Consider the following 18041-nt stretch of genomic DNA (forward strand, 5'->3'; position numbering starts at 1 on the left):
CCGTGTCGATCAAAGCCATACTCACCGACATCGAAGGCACCACCAGCGCGGTGAGTTTCGTCTTCGACGTGCTGTTTCCCTACGCGGCGAAGCATTTGCCGGCATTTGTCCGTCAGCACGCCGACCGCGGCGACGTAGCCGGGCAACTGGCTGCGGTGTGCCAGGACAGTGGCGAGCCGGAGGCAGACATCGAGCGGGTCATCGCGATTTTGCTGGGCTGGATTGCCGAAGACCGCAAGGCCACGCCACTCAAGGCGTTGCAGGGCATGGTCTGGGAGCAGGGGTATCAGGCCGGGCAATTGAAAGGACACGTGTACCCGGATGCGGTAGAGGCCCTCAAGCGCTGGCATCAGGCTGGCTATGGGCTCTATGTGTATTCATCGGGGTCGATCCAGGCGCAGAAGCTGATCTTCGGCTGTTCGGAAGCCGGTGACCTGTCGCCACTGTTCAGCGGTTACTTCGACACCACCTCAGGGCCCAAGCGCGAGGTCCAATCCTATCAGCGGATCAGCCAAACCATGGGCATTGCGCCGGACGAGATCCTGTTCCTGTCGGACATCGTCCAGGAACTGGATGCGGCCCAGGGGGCTGGCATGGCGACGTGTGGATTGGCTCGAGAGGGGGGGGAGTTACCTGGACATCTCACCGTGAAGAGTTTTGCCGACATAAACCCCGAGGGTTTCTGAGGATCACCGCAAATCCTGTGGCGAGGGGATGAATCCCCTCGCCACAAAAGCTCAACCGTTAGAACTTCGGCATCAAGCGCTGTGGTACGTCGGCAGCGCGAAGCGATGCTGGCTTTGCAGCATAGCGATCTGCGGCAGCTCGCTGGCCTGTTCAGCCAAGTCACGACGGATAGCACTGATCACCCAGGACAATTGGTCCCCTGCATGCAGCTGGGCGTAGGAAATCGAGCGTTTGAACTGTTTGCCTTCGCTATTGCGCAATGTCAGCAGGATGCCGCCGTCCGGGCGAGCTTGTGTAGTCACTTCGTAGTTGGAAAACAGGGACGCGAACTTCTCTTGAATCATATTCATATGACTGCTCCTTGGTGGTGGCAAACCGTGGAGGAGAAGTTGCACTGACCATGCCAGCATTGGATCCGCTTTAAATCCTTTTAAAAACAACAAGTTATATTTTTTGTGTTTTTTCGCTTTCGTGCATCTTGCATGAATAGCCATCGTGCATCCTGCATTTTGCGTGGTCAGGCAATCATTTTTGGAACCAAATCGATTTCTGACGCTCACGTCTCGCCTGTTCCCGGCGGTGGATACAAAACATTGCAAAAACCGCGTGTACAGCGCGGCAACCGCTGGGTACTTTCGACCGAACATCGCTGCCAGCCTGAGCGCAGGAACCGAGACCCGCAGGTCGAACAGGGAGTTTCATGAGTCGTATACCCAGCGACGCCATTACCTGGGGCATGATGCTGCGCAAGCTGCCTGCCCTCGTCAGCGTCGTTCCCCGGATCGTCAAGGGTCGCAAGCTCGTCTATGTCCGGGACCCGGCCCAACCCTGCGGCCTGGGCTGGAGCTTCGAACAGGCCACGCAACGCAATCCCCAGGGCCCGGCATTGCTCTGCGGCGACATGGCCTTGAGTTATGCACAGGTCAACGAGCAGGCTAATCGCATCGCCCATTACTGGTTGGCGCAGGGCATCGGCAAGGGCGACTGCATCGCGATCTTTCTCGAAAACCGTCCACACCTGCTGATCACGCTGCTGGCGGTGGCGAAGGTCGGGGCGGTCAGCGCCATGCTCAACACCTCGCAAACGGGGGATGCGCTGGTCCATAGCCTGGCGTTGGTTGCGCCGGTCGCGGTCGTGGTGGGGGATGAGCGGGTCCCGGCTTTCGAGGAAGTGCGCGGCCGCACCGCGCTGTCGAGCGCTCGCACCTGGTGGCTGGCGGACGAGCAAGGCGCCGCTGTCCCTCGGGGGTTCGTCGACTTGCTGGGCAACAGCGATGACTACCCCGGTGATAACCCGGCCAGCAGTCGGCAGGTGTTTTTCAACGACCCGTGTTTTTACCTCTACACCTCGGGCACCACCGGGCTGCCCAAGGCCGTGATATTCCGTCACGGGCGCTGGACGCGCACGTCCACCCACCTTGGCCTGATTGCCCTGGACATGCGGCCCGACGACGTCCTCTATTGCCCCTTGCCCCTGTATCACGCCACGGGCCTGTGCATGTGTTGGGGAGCGGCGATTTGTGGCGCGTCGGGTTTTGCGATCCGGCGCACGTTCAGCGCCGGCCGGTTCTGGAGCGATGTACGCCGTTATCGGGCGACCACGCTGGGTTATGCGGGGGAGCTGTGCCGCTACCTGATCGACCAGCCCGCCAGCGTTGAAGACCGGTGCCATGGGGTGAAGAAGATGATCGGCAATGGCCTGCGGCCGGGCGCGTGGGCTGCGTTCAAGACCCGCTTCGGTGTCGAGCACATCTGTGAGTCGTACGCGGCCAGCGACGGCAATATCGGCTTCACCAACCTACTGAATTTCGACAATACCGTCGGTTTTTCCCTGACGGGTTGGGCGCTGGTGCAGTACGACCATGGCAGCGGGAGGCCGTTGCGCAACCTGCAAGGGCGAATGCAGAAAGTGCCGAAGGGCCAGCCGGGCCTGCTGCTGGCCCGGATCGATGACCAGGCGCCCTTGGATGGCTACACCGACCCGGTCCGGACCGAAGAGGCTATCTGCCGGGATGTCTTCGCCCCTGGCGACCGTTACTTCAACACCGGTGACCTGCTGCGTGACCTCGGCTTTGGCCACGGGCAATTCGTCGATCGTCTCGGCGACACCTACCGCTGGAAGGGCAAAAACGTTTCCACGACACAGGTCGAGAATGTCTTGCTGCAGCATCCGCAAGTGGCTGAGGCGGTGGCCTATGGGGTGGAGATCAACGGCAGCGATGGGCGCGCCGGCATGGCGGCGATCACCCCGTCCGAATCGTTGGCAACCCTTGATTTCGGCGAGCTGCTGCAGTTTCTGCAAGCCAGGCTGCCGGCCTGTGCGGTGCCGCTGTTCCTGCGCATCAAAGTGAAAATGGACATCACCGGCACCTTCAAATACCACAAGACCCGGCTCAGGCGCGAAGCCTTCGACCCCTGCGTCATGGGCGACGAGCCGGTCTACGCATGGTTGCCCGGCAGCAGGACCTACGTGCGGGTCGACCGCCAGTTGGCGACGCAGATCCAGGGTGGGCAGTTCGACTATTGATTCTGGCTATGACGGGTACTGAGAAAAAGGGGATGACAGGCCCTGCGCCGCTCGGGAAACTAGCCGCATTCTCGAAGACTCAAGTGGAGTACCCCATGTCCGATACAAGCCGCCAGATGACCCCGGAAGAGGCCGCGGAATTTGCCGAACAGGTGTTCAACGTGGCGCGCCAGGGTGACGCCGCCATGATGGCGGCCTTGCTGAGCAAAGGCTTGCCGCCCAACCTGCGTAACCACAAGGGCGACACCTTGTTGATGCTGGCCGCTTATCACGGGCACGTGGAAACGGTGAAAGTACTGCTGGAACACAAGGCCGACCCGGAAATCCGCAACGACAACGGCCAGAGCCCGATTGCCGGCGCGGCGTTCAAGGGCGACCTGGCGGTGGTCTCGGCGCTGGTGGACGGTGGCGCACAGGTGGAAGGTGCCTCCTTCGACGGTCGCACGGCGCTGATGATGGCGGCGATGTTCAACCGGGTGGCGATCGTCGACTACCTGATCGGCAAAGGCGCGGACCCGAAGGCGAAGGACGCCAACGGCGCCTCGGCCCTGGACGCGGCCCGGACCATGGGCGCGGCGGATACCACGGCGCAGTTGGAGAAGTTGTTGGGTTGATATCTTTACGAGTACGGCTCTTCAGTCTGCAATACCTTGTGGCGAGGGGATTTATCCCCGCTGGGGCGCGAAGCGGCCCCACAACCTGACAACTCGGTGTTCAGGTTATCTGGAGGGGCTGCTTCGCAGCCCAGCGGGGATAAATCCCCTCGCCACAAAAGCATTGATGCAGCGGGTCTGTTTCAGTCCCTGGCCGGGTGTGATCGGGTATCCTGCGTGCCCTTGAATTTCATTGCCACAGGATTCGCCCATGAAAGCCGTACTCGTCGAACTCATCAGCAAAATCAGCTCCGGCTGCCTGGGCGATGCCGACATTGACAGGATTGCCGACGAAGCGGCCCAGGCCTATGCCGATCCGGCGGCTTTCCTGACGGCCAACCCGGACATCAACTACGACGACACCTTTCCGATCCCCCTGGGCGAATGGGTGGTCGTCGGCAGTTTGCCCGACACCGTGCTGTTCCAGGCTGACACCTATGTGCAGTTGTTCGAGCAGATCGTCGCGTCTTTCGGCCCCGGCGTGGCGTTCAACCTCAAGCCCAAGCAACTGGCGAAAACCGAGGCCCTGACGGCGCTCAACCGCATCCAGATCCAGATGAGCAGCCTGAACAAGGAAAACGGCGGCTATGTGCTGATGAACTTCAGCCAGTTGCTCGATGATGAATTGCAGATGGTGCTGGTGTACGGCAACGACGTGCCGCGGGTGCTGGAGTTGTGCGCGCAAGCCGGCATTGCCGCCGCCCCCGCCCTGGAAGCCCTCAAGGTCGCGATACACGTCTGAAGCAATAAAACGGAACCCTCGTCGGGGCCGACTATCCTAAGTGTGCATGCCATCACTTGGGAGCGACACCATGGGTTCCACCTTCAACGGCCTGGTTGGCCTGATCATCCTGGCGCTCGATATCTGGGCGATCATCAATGTGCTCAAGAGTGGCGCGGAAACCGGGATGAAAATCCTCTGGGTACTGCTGATCCTGCTGTTGCCGGTATTGGGCCTGATCATCTGGGCGATTGCCGGGCCGCGAGGCAACGTGCGGATTTGACGACGCTTGCGCTGTACCCGGCAGGCTTTGCCCGCCGGGCCTCTATCGATTACGCCGCCGCCAACGCGTGTTTCTGTGACGTGCCAAGAAAGCGCAGCAGGGCCAGCAGCGGGAAGGCGCTGCCGATGATCACGACCCACAACCAACCGCCATGCTCGTACACCGCACTGGCAATCGATGAGCCGAAGGCACCGCCGACGAAGATGCTGGTCATGTACAGGGCATTGAGACGGCCGCGGCTTTTGGCATCCAGGGCATAGATGGTGCGCTGGCCCAGCACCATGTTCATCTGCACACAAAAGTCCAATACCACGCCCGTGACAGCCAGGCCGATGACGCTGTAGAGCGGATGGATGAACGCTGGCAGGAAACTCAGGCTGGCGAACAGCATCGCCAGCAGCGAGGCGATGCGGGTGTGACCGGCGTCGGCCAGTCGACCGGCAATGGGGGCAGCGATGGCGCCAATGGCACCGACCAGGGCGAACAGGGCAATCTCGGTCTGGGACAGCCCATGGTTACGCGCCAGCTCCAGGGGCACGGCGGTCCAGAACAGGCTGAACGTGGCGAACATGCAGGCCTGGTAAAACGCCCGTTGGCGCAGCAGCGGTTGTTGTCGCAGCAAAGTGCCGAGAGAACCCAGCAGTTGCCCGTAGGTGGCACTGTGGTCAGGTTGGCGCTTGGGCACGGTGAACGCCAGGACAAGGCTGATCACCGCCATCAATGCCGCCGCAATCATGAACATCGCGCGCCAGCCGAAGTGATCGGCCACCACGCTGGACACCGGCCGTGCCAGCAGGATCCCCAGCAGCAGCCCTCCCATGATCCCGCCGACCACTCGACCCCGGGACGCTTCCGGCGTGAGATGCGCGGCGAGGGGAATCAGGACTTGCACCGACACTGAACTGAACCCCACCAGCAGCGAAACCAACAGGAAAACATTCGGTTGATCGGTGAACGCCGCGCCCAACAGGCTGGCAATCGCCACGAGGGTGGTGAGGATCATCAACCGGCGGTTTTCCAGCAGGTCGCCCAGCGGCACCAGGAAGAACAGGCCCAGGGCGTAACCGATCTGGGTCAGCGAGACGATCAGGCTGGCCATGGTGTTGGACAGGCCGACGTCAGGGGCGATCAGGTCGATGATGGGTTGGGCGTAATAGATGTTCGCAACGATGGCGCCGCAGCAGAAGGCGAACAGCAGGACCATGTCTCGGGTCAGGGCGGGGGAGTTGGCGGTCATGGGGTTTCCGTCAATGACTAGTAAGGATTGCGGGCAAGGCTAAAGGCTGTGCCGGCTTTGGGGTAGTCGCCTGGATTGATAACAACCATGTCCGGGATTGATGCGACTGTGGGAGCGAGCCTGCTCGCGATGGCGGTGTGTCAGTTACCAGTGCTTGTCTGACACTCCGCCATCGCGAGCAGGCTCGCTCCCACAGGTTTTTGTGTGGCCTGGAAAGTGGCGTTTATTGCCCGTTGTAGATCTGGTCGAAAATCCCACCGTCATTGAAGTGCGTCTTCTGCACGGTGCGCCAGTCGCCGAAGGTTTTTTCTACCGACAGGAAATCCACTTTCGGGAAGCGGTCGGTGTATTTGGCCAGGATGGCTGGGTCCCGCGGACGCAGGTAGTTGGCGGCGGCGATTTCCTGGCCTTCGGGCGACCACAGGTACTTGAGGTACGCCTCGGCGGCGTCGCGGGAGCCTTTTTTATCCACAACCTTGTCCACCACGCTGACCGGAGGCTCGGCTTCGGCGGACACGCTTGGGTAGACCACTTCGAACTGGTCGCGACCGAACTCGCGGGCGATCATCTCGGCTTCGTTTTCAAAGGTCACCAGCACGTCGCCGATCTGGTTGGTCATGAACGTGGTCGTCGCGGCACGACCGCCAGTGTCCAGCACAGGCGCCTGCTTGAACAGCTTGCCGACGAAGTCCTTGGCCTTGGTTTCATCGCCGCCGTTCTTCAGCACATAGCCCCAGGCCGACAGATAGGTGTAGCGGCCGTTACCGGAGGTCTTCGGGTTGGGCACGATCACCTGCACGCCGTCCTTGAGCAGGTCGGGCCAGTCTTTCAGGGCCTTGGGGTTGCCCTTGCGCACGATGAACACCGTGGCCGAGGTGAACGGGGCGCTGTGGTTCGGCAGGCGGCTGACCCAGTCCTCGGGCACCAGTTTGCCGTTGTCCGCCAGGGCGTTGATGTCGGTGGCCATGTTCATGGTGATGACATCCGCCGGCAACCCGTCGATGACCGAGCGTGCCTGCTTGCTCGAGCCGCCGAAGGACATCTGCACGGTGATGTTCTCGTTGTGCTCGGCCTGCCAGTGCTTCTGGAAGGCGGCGTTGTAATCCTTGTAGAAGTCGCGCATCACGTCGTAGGACACGTTGAGCAGCGTCGGTGCGGCGTGGGCCAGGCTGCCGAAGGTCAGGCCGGCGGCGAGAAGAGTGGCGCCAAAAAAGTTCTTCACTGCGAATTCCTTTTTTATAGGGAAGGAGATGCCGGGCAAACTAGCCGCAAGCTCATAGGTCTTCAAGCATTTAAAAGTACTTTGCTTATTCCAATTTCTTAAACAGCGCGTTGCCACAACGGGAGCAGAAAGCCGCTGCCTGTTCATGGCTGTTTTTACTGCACACCGGGCAATCGTGATTAAGTTGGTCACCGCGCATGGCGGTGGCCAGTTCCGCGGTGAAGATACCGGTGGGCACCGCGATGATCGAGTAACCGGTGATCATCACCAGGGATGAAACCACCTGGCCCAAGGGCGTCTTGGGCACGATATCGCCGAAGCCCACGGTGGTCAGCGTCACGATCGCCCAGTAGATGCCCTTGGGAATGCTGGTGAAGCCATGCGCCGGGCCTTCGATGACGTACATCAGCGTGCCGAACACCGTCACCAGGGTGGAGACGCTGACCAGGAACACGATGATCTTCTGCTTGCTGCCTCGCAGCGCCGCCATCAGGTAATTGGCTTGCTTCAGGTAAGGGCTGAGCTTGAGCACCCGGAAGATCCGCAGCATCCGGATGATCCGAATGATCAGCAGGTACTGGGCATCGCTGTAATACAGCGCCAGGATACCCGGCACGATCGCCAGCAGATCCACCAGGCCGTAGAAACTGAACGCATAGCGCAGGGGCTTGGGCGAGCAATACAGGCGCAGGCCGTACTCGACGATGAAGACGAAGGTGAAACCCCATTCGATCCCGGCCAACACGCCCGCGTAGTTCTTGTGCACGCTGTCGATGCTGTCGAGCATCACGATCACCAGGCTGGCAAGGATGATCAACAGCAGCGTACTGTCGAAGCGTCGACCGGCCACGGTGTCGGTCTGGAAAATCATGATGTAGAGGCGTTTACGCCAATTGTCGGTGCTGTCCATAACCTTCGCCTGATTCAGAGTCAGCGAAGCCTAGGGCGATAGCCCCGCAGAGCGCAAGGCGCGGTGTTGCGTCTGGCTGGGTGCCACGTTCGAATCGTGGCGCGGACCAGCCAGCCGGCGAGGATGAAAGGGGCGGTCAGCGGTGCCAGGCCGAGGGCGGCGAACCCGGGTGTGAGCAGTATCGCCAGGAGGATGCCCGCGAGCGGCAGCCAGGGTGAGCGTCGCGTTTGGCCGAGCGCCAGCGCCACCAGGGCCGGGTTATAGCCAGCCAGCCCTGACAGGGCGGCTGCATTCTCATGATGCAACAAGGCGAAGGCCAGGCCGGCAACGGAACCGAACAATGCCCAGCGTGCGGCGCGAGGGTTGGTCAGCAGCAGGCCGGTCGCAATCAGCGCTCCGGCCAACGGTTGGTCGAGAAACACGATCTGGCCCAATCCATTCAAGCAACCGGTGAGCAGGTTGGGCATTGTCAGTTCGACTGTCAGTGGGGGCGGATGCAGCGGGGCGAATCCCAGCAGCAACCAGCCCAGCCCCACGAAGGGCGCTGTGTAGGCGGGCAGGCAGCGCGGGCCACGGGTGCGCTTGAGCCATTGCTGGGTCAGCATCGCACTGAGGCCGCCGCCCGCGATGATCAGCGGCGGCAGTAAGACGGACCAGGGCAAGACCAGGCCCGACAGCAACCCCAGCAGGATGCCGTTGTAGCTGAACAGCCCGGCCTGGCGATCCGCCTTGGGGTAATCGCGTCGCTGGGCCGTGAGTAGCCCGGCCACGCCGCCCAGCAACGCCCACCCGAACAGAGCCGGCGCGCTGAACAGGATCGCCAGCAGGCACAACAGGCCGCACAGCGGATGACGTTGGAGGAAGATCTGGCTGAAGCCGTTGAGCAGGGCGGTGGCCCAGTCGGGGCAGTGGGTATTGGGCATGGCTGGGTGGTATGTCTGATGGATCGAGTCGAGCCCATCGCGAGCAGGCTCGCTCCCACAAAGAGCGACGCAATCCCTGTGGGAGCGAGCCTGCTCGCGATGGGGTCCGTACAAGCGCTAGATCAACGTCTCGATGCGCAACGAATTGGTCGACCCCGGCTGCCCGAACGGCACGCCCGCCGTGATCAACAGCGTATCGCCGCGTTGCGCCATGCCTTGGGCCTGGGCAATTTCCAGGGCGGTGGAACATACTTCATCCACCTGCCGCAGCCGATCATTGACCACGGAGTGCACGCCCCAGGCCACCGTCAAGCGGCGGGCGGCTTGAAGGTTCGGCGTAAGGTTGAGGATCGGCACCGTCGGCCGTTCCCGCGCGGCTCGCAGGCTGGAGCTGCCCGATTCGCTGTAGTTCACCAGCACCGCCACCGGCAGGACGTTGCTGATGCGACGGATCGCGCAACTGATGGCGTCCGACACCGTGGCCTCGGCTTTCGGTCGGCTGACGTCCAGTTGGGCCTGGTAATCCGGGCCGTTTTCGACCTGGCGGATGATCTTGCTCATCACCTGCACGGCTTCGAGGGGGTAGTCGCCCGACGCGGTTTCCGCCGACAGCATCACCGCATCGGCGCCTTCTGCCACGGCGTTGGCGACGTCGGTGACCTCGGCTCGGGTGGGGGCCGGGGAGAAGCGCATCGACTCCAGCATCTGGGTCGCCACCACTACCGGTTTGCCGAGGGCGCGGCAGGTGCCGATGATGTTCTTCTGGATCTGCGGCACGCTCTCGGCCGGCACTTCAACGCCCAGGTCGCCACGAGCAACCATGATCGCGTCGCTCAACTCGGCGATTTCCCGCAGTTGGGCCACCGCCGACGGTTTCTCGATCTTGGCCATCAGGAACGCCTTGTCGCCAATCAGTGCACGGGCTTCGCGGATGTCTTCGGGACGTTGGACGAACGACAGCGCCACCCAGTCCACGCCCAATTCCAGGCCGAAGCTCAGGTCGCGACGGTCCTTGGCGGTCAGAGGGCTCAGGTCGAGTACCGCTTGGGGCACGTTTACGCCTTTGCGGTCCGACAGTTCGCCACCGTTGAGCACTTCGGTGTCGATGGCATCGCTATGCCGGGCAGTCACCCGCAGGCGCAGCTTGCCGTCATCCAGCAACAGTTCCATGCCCGGCTCCAGGGCCGCGATGATTTCCGGGTGGGGCAGGTTGACCCGGCGTTGATCGCCGGGCGTTGGGTCCAGGTCCAGGCGCAGGGCCTGGCCGCGTTGCAGCAGGACCTTGCCGTCAGCGAATCTGCCGACCCGCAGTTTCGGGCCTTGCAGGTCCATCAGGATACCCAGCGGATAGTTGAGCCGCTGCTCCACTTCGCGAATCCACTGGTAGCGCCGGGCATGGTCGGCGTGATCGCCGTGGCTGAAGTTCAGGCGGAAGATGTTCACCCCGGCCCGCACCAGCTCATGGATGTCGTCGATCCCGCGGGTGGCGGGGCCGAGGGTGGCGAGGATCTTGACCTTTTTGTCAGGCGTCATGGGTGGGGTTCTCGAGTATCAGGATGGCGCGGAAGTCGTTGACGTTGGTGCGGGTCGGCTCGGTGACGATCAACCCATCCAGCGCGGCGAAATAGCCGTAGCCGTTGTTGTTGTCCAGCTCGTCGCTGGCGCTCAGGCCCAGCTCGGCGGCGCGGCGGTAGCTGCCTGGGGTCATGATGGCGCCAGCGTTGTCTTCGGAACCGTCGATGCCGTCGGTGTCGCCGGCCAGTGCATAAATACCGGGGTGGCCCTTGAGGTTGTCGGTCAGGCTCAACAGGAATTCGGCATTGCGACCGCCTCGGCCGTGGCCGCGCACGGTCACCGTGGTTTCGCCGCCGGACAGGATCACGCACGGTGCCGCCAGGGGCTGGCCGTACCGGGCGATTTGCCGGGCGATGCCGGCATGGACTTTCGCCACTTCCCGCGACTCGCCCTCCAGGTCGCCAAGGATCAGCGGGCTGAAACCGGCCTGGCGGGCTTTCACCGCAGCCGCTTCCAGGGATTGCTGGGGGCGGGCGATCAATTGGAAATGACTGCGGGCCAGGCTCGGGTCGCCGGGCTTGACGGTTTCCGACTCCGCGCTGCGCAGCCAGGCGTGCACCGACGCCGGGACCTCGATGCCGTAGCGCTGGAGGATCGCCAGGGCTTCGGCCGATGTGCTGGGGTCGGCCACGGTGGGGCCGGATGCGATGACGGTGGCGAGGTCGCCCGGCACATCGGAAATCGCATAGGTGTAGACCGTCGCTGGCCAGCAGGCCTTGCCCAGGCGTCCGCCCTTGATTGCCGAAAGGTGCTTGCGCACGCAGTTCATCTCGCCGATGGTGGCGCCGGATTTGAGCAAGGCTTTGTTGATCGCCTGCTTGTCGGCCAGGGTGATGCCGGCCGCCGGCAGCGCCAGCAACGCCGAGCCACCGCCGGACAACAGGAAGATCACCCGGTCGTCTTCCGTCAGGTTGCTGACTAACGCCAGCACCCGTTCGGCCACTGCCAGGCCGGCCGCGTCAGGTACGGGGTGGGCGGCTTCCACCACCTCGATTTTCTGGCAAGGCGCGCCATGGCCGTAGCGGGTCACCACCAGGCCGCTGACCTCGCCCTGCCAGCAACGCTCGACTACCTGCGCCATCGCGGCGGCGGCCTTGCCGGCGCCGATGACAATCACCCGGCCGCTGCGGTCGGCTGGCAGATACTGTTCAAGGACGTGCTGCGGATGGGCCGCGTCGATGGCTGCGGCAAACAGCTCGCGGAGCAATTGTTGCGGATCGACCGACATGGCGGGCTCCCGATTCTTATTATTGGATTGATGCGATCTTCTGTGGGAGCGAGCCTGCTCGCGATAGCGATGCTTCAGACACAGCCTTATCGACTGTGAAACAGCCATCGCGAGCAGGCTCGCTCCCACAGGGAAACACCGGGCTCAGTTATCGCGAATCGAGAAATTCGCCATGTGTTCCAACCCCTTGATCAGCGCCGAGTGATCCCAGTTACTGCCGCCGATGGCTGCGCAGGTGCTGAACACTTGCTGGGCGTTGGCGGTGTTGGGCAGGTTGATGTTCAGTTCCCGTGCACCTTGCAGGGCCAGGTTCAGGTCCTTCTGGTGCAGGCTGATGCGGAAGCCCGGATCGAAGGTGCCTTTGATCATGCGCTCGCCGTGCACTTCCAGAATCTTCGACGAAGCAAAACCACCCATCAGCGCTTCGCGGACCTTGGCCGGATCGGCGCCGTTCTTCGACGCGAACAACAGGGCTTCGGCCACGGCCTGGATGTTCAGCGCGACGATGATCTGGTTGGCGACCTTGGCGGTCTGGCCGTCGCCGTTGCCGCCCACCAGGGTGATGTTCTTGCCCATGGCCTGGAACAGCGGCAGGGCGCGTTCAAACGCGCTGCTGTCACCACCGACCATGATGCTCAGGGTTGCGGCCTTGGCGCCGACTTCGCCACCGGACACCGGGGCATCGAGATACTGCGCGCCTTTCTCATTGATCTTCGCTGCGAATGCCTTGGTGGCGGTGGGGGAGATCGAACTCATGTCGATCACCACCTTGCCCGAACCCACGCCCGCCGCGACGCCGTCGGCGCGGAACAGCACGTCATCGACCTGGGGCGTGTCCGGGACCATGACGATGATGAACTCGGCTTCCTGGGCGACTTCCTTCGGGTTGGCCAGGGCCACCGCGCCGCCGGCCAGCAGATCGGCGGGAGCCGGGTCGTGATGTTGGGACAGGAACAGGCTGTGCCCGGCCTTTTGCAGGTTCAGTGCCATGGGGTGACCCATGATGCCGGTGCCGATGAATCCGATTTTAGCCATGGGAGAATCCTCTTGTTTTGTTGCTGCTTCAGGCAAATGAAGAACTGCTTTTATGTGGGAGCGAGCTTCTGTGGGAGCAAGGCTTGCCCGCGATAACATCGGCTCGGTACCAGGATGAACCGAGGTGCCTGCATCGCGGGCAAGCCTTGCTCCCACACGGGCCCGCTCCCACAGGAGTGCATTTCAGATCGCGTTATGGGTTTTCAGCCAGTTCAGGCCTGCTTCGGTGGTGGTCAACGGCTTGTATTCGCAGCCGACCCAACCGGAGTAACCGATGCGGTCCAGGTGTTCGAACAGGAAGCGATAGTTGATCTCGCCGGTGCCCGGCTCGTTGCGCCCCGGGTTGTCCGCCAGTTGCACATGGTTGATCTCGCCCAGGTGCGCCGACAGGGTCCGGGCCAGGTCTCCTTCCATGATCTGCATGTGGTAGATGTCGTACTGCAGGAACAGATTGGTGCTGCCCACCTGCTCGCGGATCGACAGTGCCTGGGCGGTGTTGTTCAGGTAGAAGCCGGGGATGTCGCGGGTATTGATGGCTTCCATCACCAACTTGATGCCCTTGGCTTGCAGCTTCTCGGCGGCGTACTTCAGGTTGGCGACGAAGGTTTTGCGCACCAGGGCTTCGTCGCAACTGTGCGGGCAGATCCCGGCCAGGCAGTTGACCTGGGTGTTGCCCAGCACCTGGGCGTAGGCGATCGCCAGATCGACACCGGCGCGGAACTCCTCGACCCGGTCCGGCAGGCAGGCAATGCCACGTTCGCCCTTGGCCCAGTCACCGGCCGGCAGGTTGAACAGCACTTGGGTCAGGCCGTTGGCGTCGAGCAGGGCCTTGAGTTCGGCGGAGCTGTAGTCGTAGGGGAACAGGTATTCGACACCCGTGAAACCGGCCTTGGCGGCCGCTTCGAAACGGGCGAGGAAATCCTGCTCGGTAAACAGCATGGACAGGTTGGCGGCGAAACGCGGCATGACAGTCTCCTATGAATATTCTGAAGCCGTTGTGAGAATGGGCCTCTGTGGGAGCAAGGCTTGCCCGCGATAACATCGCCTCGGTATCAAGATGAACCGAGGCGCCTACATCGCGGGCAAGCCTTGCTCCCACACGAGCCCGCTCCCACAGGGTCAATCGAGCAACGAAATGGCCGTCGGCGCGTCGTTGCCCACCAGTGCCAGGTCTTCGAATTCGCTGACGGCGTTGATCTCGGTGCCCATGGAAATATTGGTCACCCGCTCCAGGATGACCTCGACGATCACCGGCACCCGGAACTCCTCGATCATTTCCTGGGCCTTGCGCAACGCCGGCTGGATGGCGGACGGTTCGAACACCCGCAGCGCCTTGCAACCCAGGCCCTCGGCGACGGCGACGTGGTCCACCCCATAGCCGTTGAGTTCCGGCGCGTTGAGGTTGTCGAAGGACAGCTGTACGCAGTAGTCCATGTCGAACCCGCGTTGTGCCTGGCGAATCAGGCCCAGGTAGGAGTTGTTCACCACGACGTGCATGTACGGCAGTTTGAACTGCGCACCCACGGCCAGTTCTTCGATCATGAACTGGAAGTCGTAGTCCCCCGACAAGGCCACGACCTTGCGGCTCGGATCGGCCTTGACCACCCCCAGCGCAGCGGGAATGGTCCAGCCCAACGGACCGGCCTGGCCGCAGTTGATCCAGTGGCGTGGCTTGTAGACGTGCAGGAACTGCGCCCCGGCGATCTGCGACAGGCCGATGGTGCTGACGTAGCAAGTGTCCTTGCCGAACACCTGGTTCATTTCTTCGTACACGCGCTGGGGCTTGACCGGCACGTTGTCGAAATGCGTCTTGCGTTGCAGGCTGGCCTTGCGCTGCTGGCAGTCCTGCAGCCAGGCGCTGCGGTTCTTCAGTTTGCCGGCGGCCTGCCATTCACGGGCGACTTCGATGAACACCGTCAGTGCCGAAGCGGCGTCGGAGACGATGCCCAGGTCCGGGGTGAACACGCGGCCGATCTGGGTCGGTTCGATGTCCACGTGAATGAACCGACGACCTTCGGTGTAGACATCCACCGAACCGGTGTGGCGGTTGGCCCAGCGGTTGCCGACACCCAGCACCAGGTCCGACTTGAGCAGCGTCGCGTTGCCGTAGCGGTGGGATGTCTGCAGGCCGACCATGCCGACCATCAGCGGGTGGTCATCCGCAATTGTGCCCCAGCCCATCAGCGTGGGGATCACCGGGATACCGGTCAGCTCGGCGAATTCCACCAGCAGCTCGCTGGCATCGGCGTTGATGATACCGCCACCGGCCACGAGCAAAGGGCGTTCGGCCTGATCGAGCATCGCCAGGGCTTTCTCGACCTGCGCACGGTTGGCCGCAGGCTTGGCCAGCGGCAGCGGCTGGTAGGTGTCGATGTCGAACTCGATTTCCGCCATCTGCACGTCGAAGGGCAGGTCAATCAATACCGGGCCGGGGCGGCCGGAGCGCATCTCAAAGAACGCCTTCTGAAACGCATAGGGCACCTGGCCCGGTTCCAGGACGGTGGTGGCCCACTTGGTCACCGGTTTGACGATGCTGGTGATGTCCACCGCTTGGAAGTCTTCCTTGTGCAGGCGGGCGCGGGGAGCCTGCCCGGTGATGCACAGGATTGGGATCGAGTCGGCCGAGGCGCTGTAGAGCCCGGTGACCATGTCGGTGCCGGCCGGGCCCGACGTGCCGATGCAGACGCCGATGTTGCCAGCCTTGGTGCGGGTGTAACCCTCAGCCATGTGCGAGGCGCCTTCAACGTGGCGCGCGAGGACATGATCGATGCCACCCACTTTCTGTAGGGCGGAATACAGCGGGTTGATCGCGGCACCCGGAATACCGAAGGCGGTGTCCACGCCTTCACGGCGCATCACCAGAACGGCGGCTTCGATTGCTCTCATTTTGCTCATGGTTTTGTGCCTCTTACGTTTTGTAATTGTATACAAGTGGCTTTTCGGCGAGTTTATTCACGGCGAATGGTGCAGGTCAATCCTTTTCCTCAAGTGCCTGTTTCATTCGTCGGAAGGCCGATAACCATGGGGGCTTTGGTCGCGTATGGCGATTTAAGGAAATTATTGTATACAAAAATAAATAGTATTGTGTTCTATTTGTTGTGTGAGGTTTTGCTGAAGGTGAAACCCAGAAGGCTTTCCAACAACAAAAGAAGGACAGCATCCATGAGCGCTCTAACCTTGAACGTCGCCGTCAACCTGGCGGGGCAAGCCCTTGTCGCGGGTCGTGAAATCAACGCAGCACCCCTGACCGTCGCGGTCCTCGACAGCGGCGGGCACCTGATTGCCCTGCAGCGCGAAGACGGCGCCAGCCTGCTCCGTCCGCAGATCGCCATCGGCAAGGCCTGGGGCGCCATTGCCCTGGGCAAAGGCTCACGCCTGCTGGCCCAGGACGCCCAACAGCGCCCCGCCTTCATCGCTGCATTGAACAGCCTGGGGCAGGGCAGCATCGTGCCGGTTCCGGGTGGGGTATTGATCAAGGATCAGGCAGGGCAGGTATTGGGTGCGGTTGGTATCAGCGGCGATCTATCGGATGTCGATGAGCAGGTGGCTGTCAGGGCTGTGGAGGCAATGGGGTTGTGGGCGGATGCGGGGGTGGTTGCTTGATGCGGCGGTGAGTTGACGAACGCCTTCGCGAGCAAGCCCGCTCCCACAGGTGTTGGTGGTGGATACAAAATGTATGCATACAGGAAACCCCTGTGGGAGCGGGCTTGCTCGCGAAGGCAATCGACCAGACACATCCAGCTAAAAGTCTGATCATGATCTTGCATTCCTGTCGCTAGCCTTTTCAGGAGTTCACTGCAAAGGAAGCAATGGAATGTCTATCCGCTCAGCTTCACACCGCCTGCGTATTGGTCGATATGCAGAGCCAAATCGCATCTATCTGCTGACAGCCAACACATTGGCGCGCGAACCTGTCTTCAAGGACTATGGTTTGGGCAGGATAGTTATTCAGCAGTTCAGGGAAATACAGAAATGTGGCATCGCAGACTCCTTGGCTTTCGTCGTAATGCCCGACCATTTTCATTGGCTAATTCAGCTGCATCGCGGGTCTTTAGGGGCGTTGATGTGTCAGGTGAAATCGCTAAGTGTCAGGGGAGTCAACGAGAGGTCTGGGAGATCAGGTGGCCTTTGGCAGCAGGGATACCATGACCGGGCACTGCGGCGGGAAGATGACTTGGTCAAGCTCGCGCGGTATGTCGTGGCCAACCCTTTGCGGGCCGGATTGGTCAAGCGGTTTGGCGATTATCCACTGTGGGATGCGATCTGGGTCTGATTTGGAATTGAGTCGCCTCCATCGCGAGCAGGCTCGCTCCCACAAGGAAAGCAGTCATACAGCCAGACCCTGTGGGAGCGAGCCTGCTCGCCATAAAGGCGACTCGATGCTAAGCCTGGCGATCCAACTCACACCCCTTCAACACCAACCGGATAATCGTCTGCGCCGCCGCTTCATAATCGGCTTCATCCAGCTTCGTCTTGCCGGTGATGGCAGTAATCTGCCAGTCGAAGTCGGCATAGGTCTGGGTGGCGGCCCAGATGCTGAACATCAGGTGGTTGGGGTCGATGGGGGCTATCTGGCCGCGGTCGATCCAGGTCTGGATACAGTCGATGTTGTGCCGGGCCTGGGCATTGAGCTGTTCCACCAGGTCGGGGCTCAGGTGGGGGGCGCCGTGCATGATCTCGCTGGCGAAGACTTTCGAGGCGAAGGGCAGGTCGCGGGAAATGCGGATCTTGGAGCGGATATAATGGCTCAGCACTTCGCCGGGCACGCCGTCGGCGTTGAAGGGGGTCGAGGCCTGGAGGATCGGCTCGATGATGCTTTCCAGGACCTCGCGGTAGAGGTTTTCCTTGGATTTGAAATAGTAGTAGACGTTGGGTTTGGGCAGGCCCGCCTTGGCCGCGATGTCGCTGGTCTTGGCCGCCGCGAAGCCCTTGTCGGCAAATTCCTCGCTGGCGGCACGCAGGATGAGTTCTTTGTTGCGCTCGCGGATAGTGCTCATAAACCCAGGGGTTCCTTGCCTGTTCTGGCGGTGGCGCATGGTA

The 18041-nt window shown here is 61.9% G+C and carries 18 protein-coding genes; 7 read left to right on the forward strand and 11 right to left on the reverse strand.

Annotated elements, in window-relative coordinates; genetic code table 11:
* Positions 1–2 precede the first annotated feature (2 nt).
* Positions 3–686: an acireductone synthase gene (mtnC, locus tag ACODTO_RS16175; RefSeq protein WP_489106720.1), complete on the forward strand. Its 684-nt coding sequence runs from the start codon at positions 3–5 to the stop codon at positions 684–686.
* 72 nt (positions 687–758) lie between these two features.
* Here the strand turns inward: mtnC and ACODTO_RS16180 are convergent, their stop codons facing one another.
* Positions 759–1037 carry a DUF3509 domain-containing protein gene (locus ACODTO_RS16180; protein WP_139649123.1) on the reverse strand — a complete coding sequence of 93 codons (279 nt, stop codon included), beginning with the start codon at positions 1035–1037 and terminating at the stop codon, positions 759–761.
* 350 nt (positions 1038–1387) lie between these two features.
* On the opposite strand from ACODTO_RS16180, the gene ACODTO_RS16185 reads away from it, so the two are divergent.
* From ACODTO_RS16185 to ACODTO_RS16200, 4 genes are all read left to right on the forward strand, one after another.
* Positions 1388–3214 (forward strand): long-chain-acyl-CoA synthetase, encoded by a 1827-nt coding sequence (locus ACODTO_RS16185; protein WP_489106721.1) that lies wholly within the window; start codon positions 1388–1390, stop codon positions 3212–3214.
* 95 nt (positions 3215–3309) lie between these two features.
* Entirely contained in the window at positions 3310–3828 is a 519-nt protein-coding gene (locus tag ACODTO_RS16190; protein ID WP_139648998.1) for an ankyrin repeat domain-containing protein, read from the forward strand.
* Positions 3829–4078: 250 nt separating this feature from the next.
* A complete protein-coding gene (locus tag ACODTO_RS16195; RefSeq protein ID WP_489106722.1) occupies positions 4079–4609 on the forward strand; it encodes a hypothetical protein in 531 nt (176 codons plus the stop codon).
* Positions 4610–4679: 70 nt separating this feature from the next.
* Positions 4680–4871 carry a PLDc N-terminal domain-containing protein gene (locus tag ACODTO_RS16200; protein WP_003204476.1) on the forward strand — a complete coding sequence of 64 codons (192 nt, stop codon included), beginning with the start codon at positions 4680–4682 and terminating at the stop codon, positions 4869–4871.
* Positions 4872–4920: 49 nt separating this feature from the next.
* On the opposite strand, the gene ACODTO_RS16205 is transcribed toward ACODTO_RS16200, so the two are convergent.
* From ACODTO_RS16205 to gcl, 9 genes are all read right to left on the reverse strand, one after another.
* Entirely contained in the window at positions 4921–6108 is a 1188-nt protein-coding gene (locus tag ACODTO_RS16205) for an MFS transporter (protein ID WP_489106723.1), read from the reverse strand.
* Between the two features lie 223 nt (positions 6109–6331).
* Positions 6332–7330, reverse strand: a complete 999-nt coding sequence (locus ACODTO_RS16210; RefSeq protein WP_139649004.1) for a sulfate ABC transporter substrate-binding protein — start codon at positions 7328–7330, stop codon at positions 6332–6334.
* Positions 7331–7415: 85 nt separating this feature from the next.
* Positions 7416–8240, reverse strand: a complete 825-nt coding sequence (locus ACODTO_RS16215; RefSeq protein ID WP_139649006.1) for an ion transporter — start codon at positions 8238–8240, stop codon at positions 7416–7418.
* 20 nt (positions 8241–8260) lie between these two features.
* The gene (locus ACODTO_RS16220) at positions 8261–9163 is read right to left on the reverse strand and encodes an urea transporter (RefSeq protein ID WP_489106724.1); all 903 of its coding nucleotides are present in this window, start codon (positions 9161–9163) and stop codon (positions 8261–8263) included.
* A 117-nt stretch (positions 9164–9280) separates the two neighbouring features.
* Entirely contained in the window at positions 9281–10696 is a 1416-nt protein-coding gene (pyk, locus tag ACODTO_RS16225) for a pyruvate kinase (RefSeq protein WP_489106725.1), read from the reverse strand.
* Positions 10686–11966, reverse strand: coding sequence for a glycerate kinase type-2 family protein (locus ACODTO_RS16230; protein ID WP_175363172.1), 1281 nt, complete (start codon positions 11964–11966; stop codon positions 10686–10688). Before ACODTO_RS16230 ends, pyk begins: the two co-directional genes overlap by 11 nt.
* Positions 11967–12110: 144 nt before the next feature.
* Positions 12111–13001 (reverse strand): 2-hydroxy-3-oxopropionate reductase, encoded by an 891-nt coding sequence (locus ACODTO_RS16235; RefSeq protein ID WP_139649014.1) that lies wholly within the window; start codon positions 12999–13001, stop codon positions 12111–12113.
* Between the two features lie 183 nt (positions 13002–13184).
* Complete coding sequence (gene hyi / locus ACODTO_RS16240; RefSeq protein WP_489106726.1) at positions 13185–13967, reverse strand: hydroxypyruvate isomerase; 783 nt, start codon at positions 13965–13967, stop codon at positions 13185–13187.
* A 153-nt stretch (positions 13968–14120) separates the two neighbouring features.
* Positions 14121–15896 carry a glyoxylate carboligase gene (gcl, locus tag ACODTO_RS16245; RefSeq protein ID WP_489106727.1) on the reverse strand — a complete coding sequence of 592 codons (1776 nt, stop codon included), beginning with the start codon at positions 15894–15896 and terminating at the stop codon, positions 14121–14123.
* Positions 15897–16163: 267 nt separating this feature from the next.
* On the opposite strand from gcl, the gene ACODTO_RS16250 reads away from it, so the two are divergent.
* Both ACODTO_RS16250 and ACODTO_RS16255 read left to right on the forward strand, forming a co-directional pair.
* Complete coding sequence (locus tag ACODTO_RS16250; protein ID WP_139649020.1) at positions 16164–16604, forward strand: GlcG/HbpS family heme-binding protein; 441 nt, start codon at positions 16164–16166, stop codon at positions 16602–16604.
* Positions 16605–16815: 211 nt separating this feature from the next.
* Complete coding sequence (locus tag ACODTO_RS16255; RefSeq protein ID WP_489106728.1) at positions 16816–17274, forward strand: REP-associated tyrosine transposase; 459 nt, start codon at positions 16816–16818, stop codon at positions 17272–17274.
* A 109-nt stretch (positions 17275–17383) separates the two neighbouring features.
* Here the strand turns inward: ACODTO_RS16255 and ACODTO_RS16260 are convergent, their stop codons facing one another.
* A complete protein-coding gene (locus ACODTO_RS16260) occupies positions 17384–17998 on the reverse strand; it encodes a TetR/AcrR family transcriptional regulator (RefSeq protein ID WP_139649024.1) in 615 nt (204 codons plus the stop codon).
* Positions 17999–18041: the final 43 nt, after the last annotated feature.

This window comes from Pseudomonas sp. FG13 (assembly GCF_057809755.1).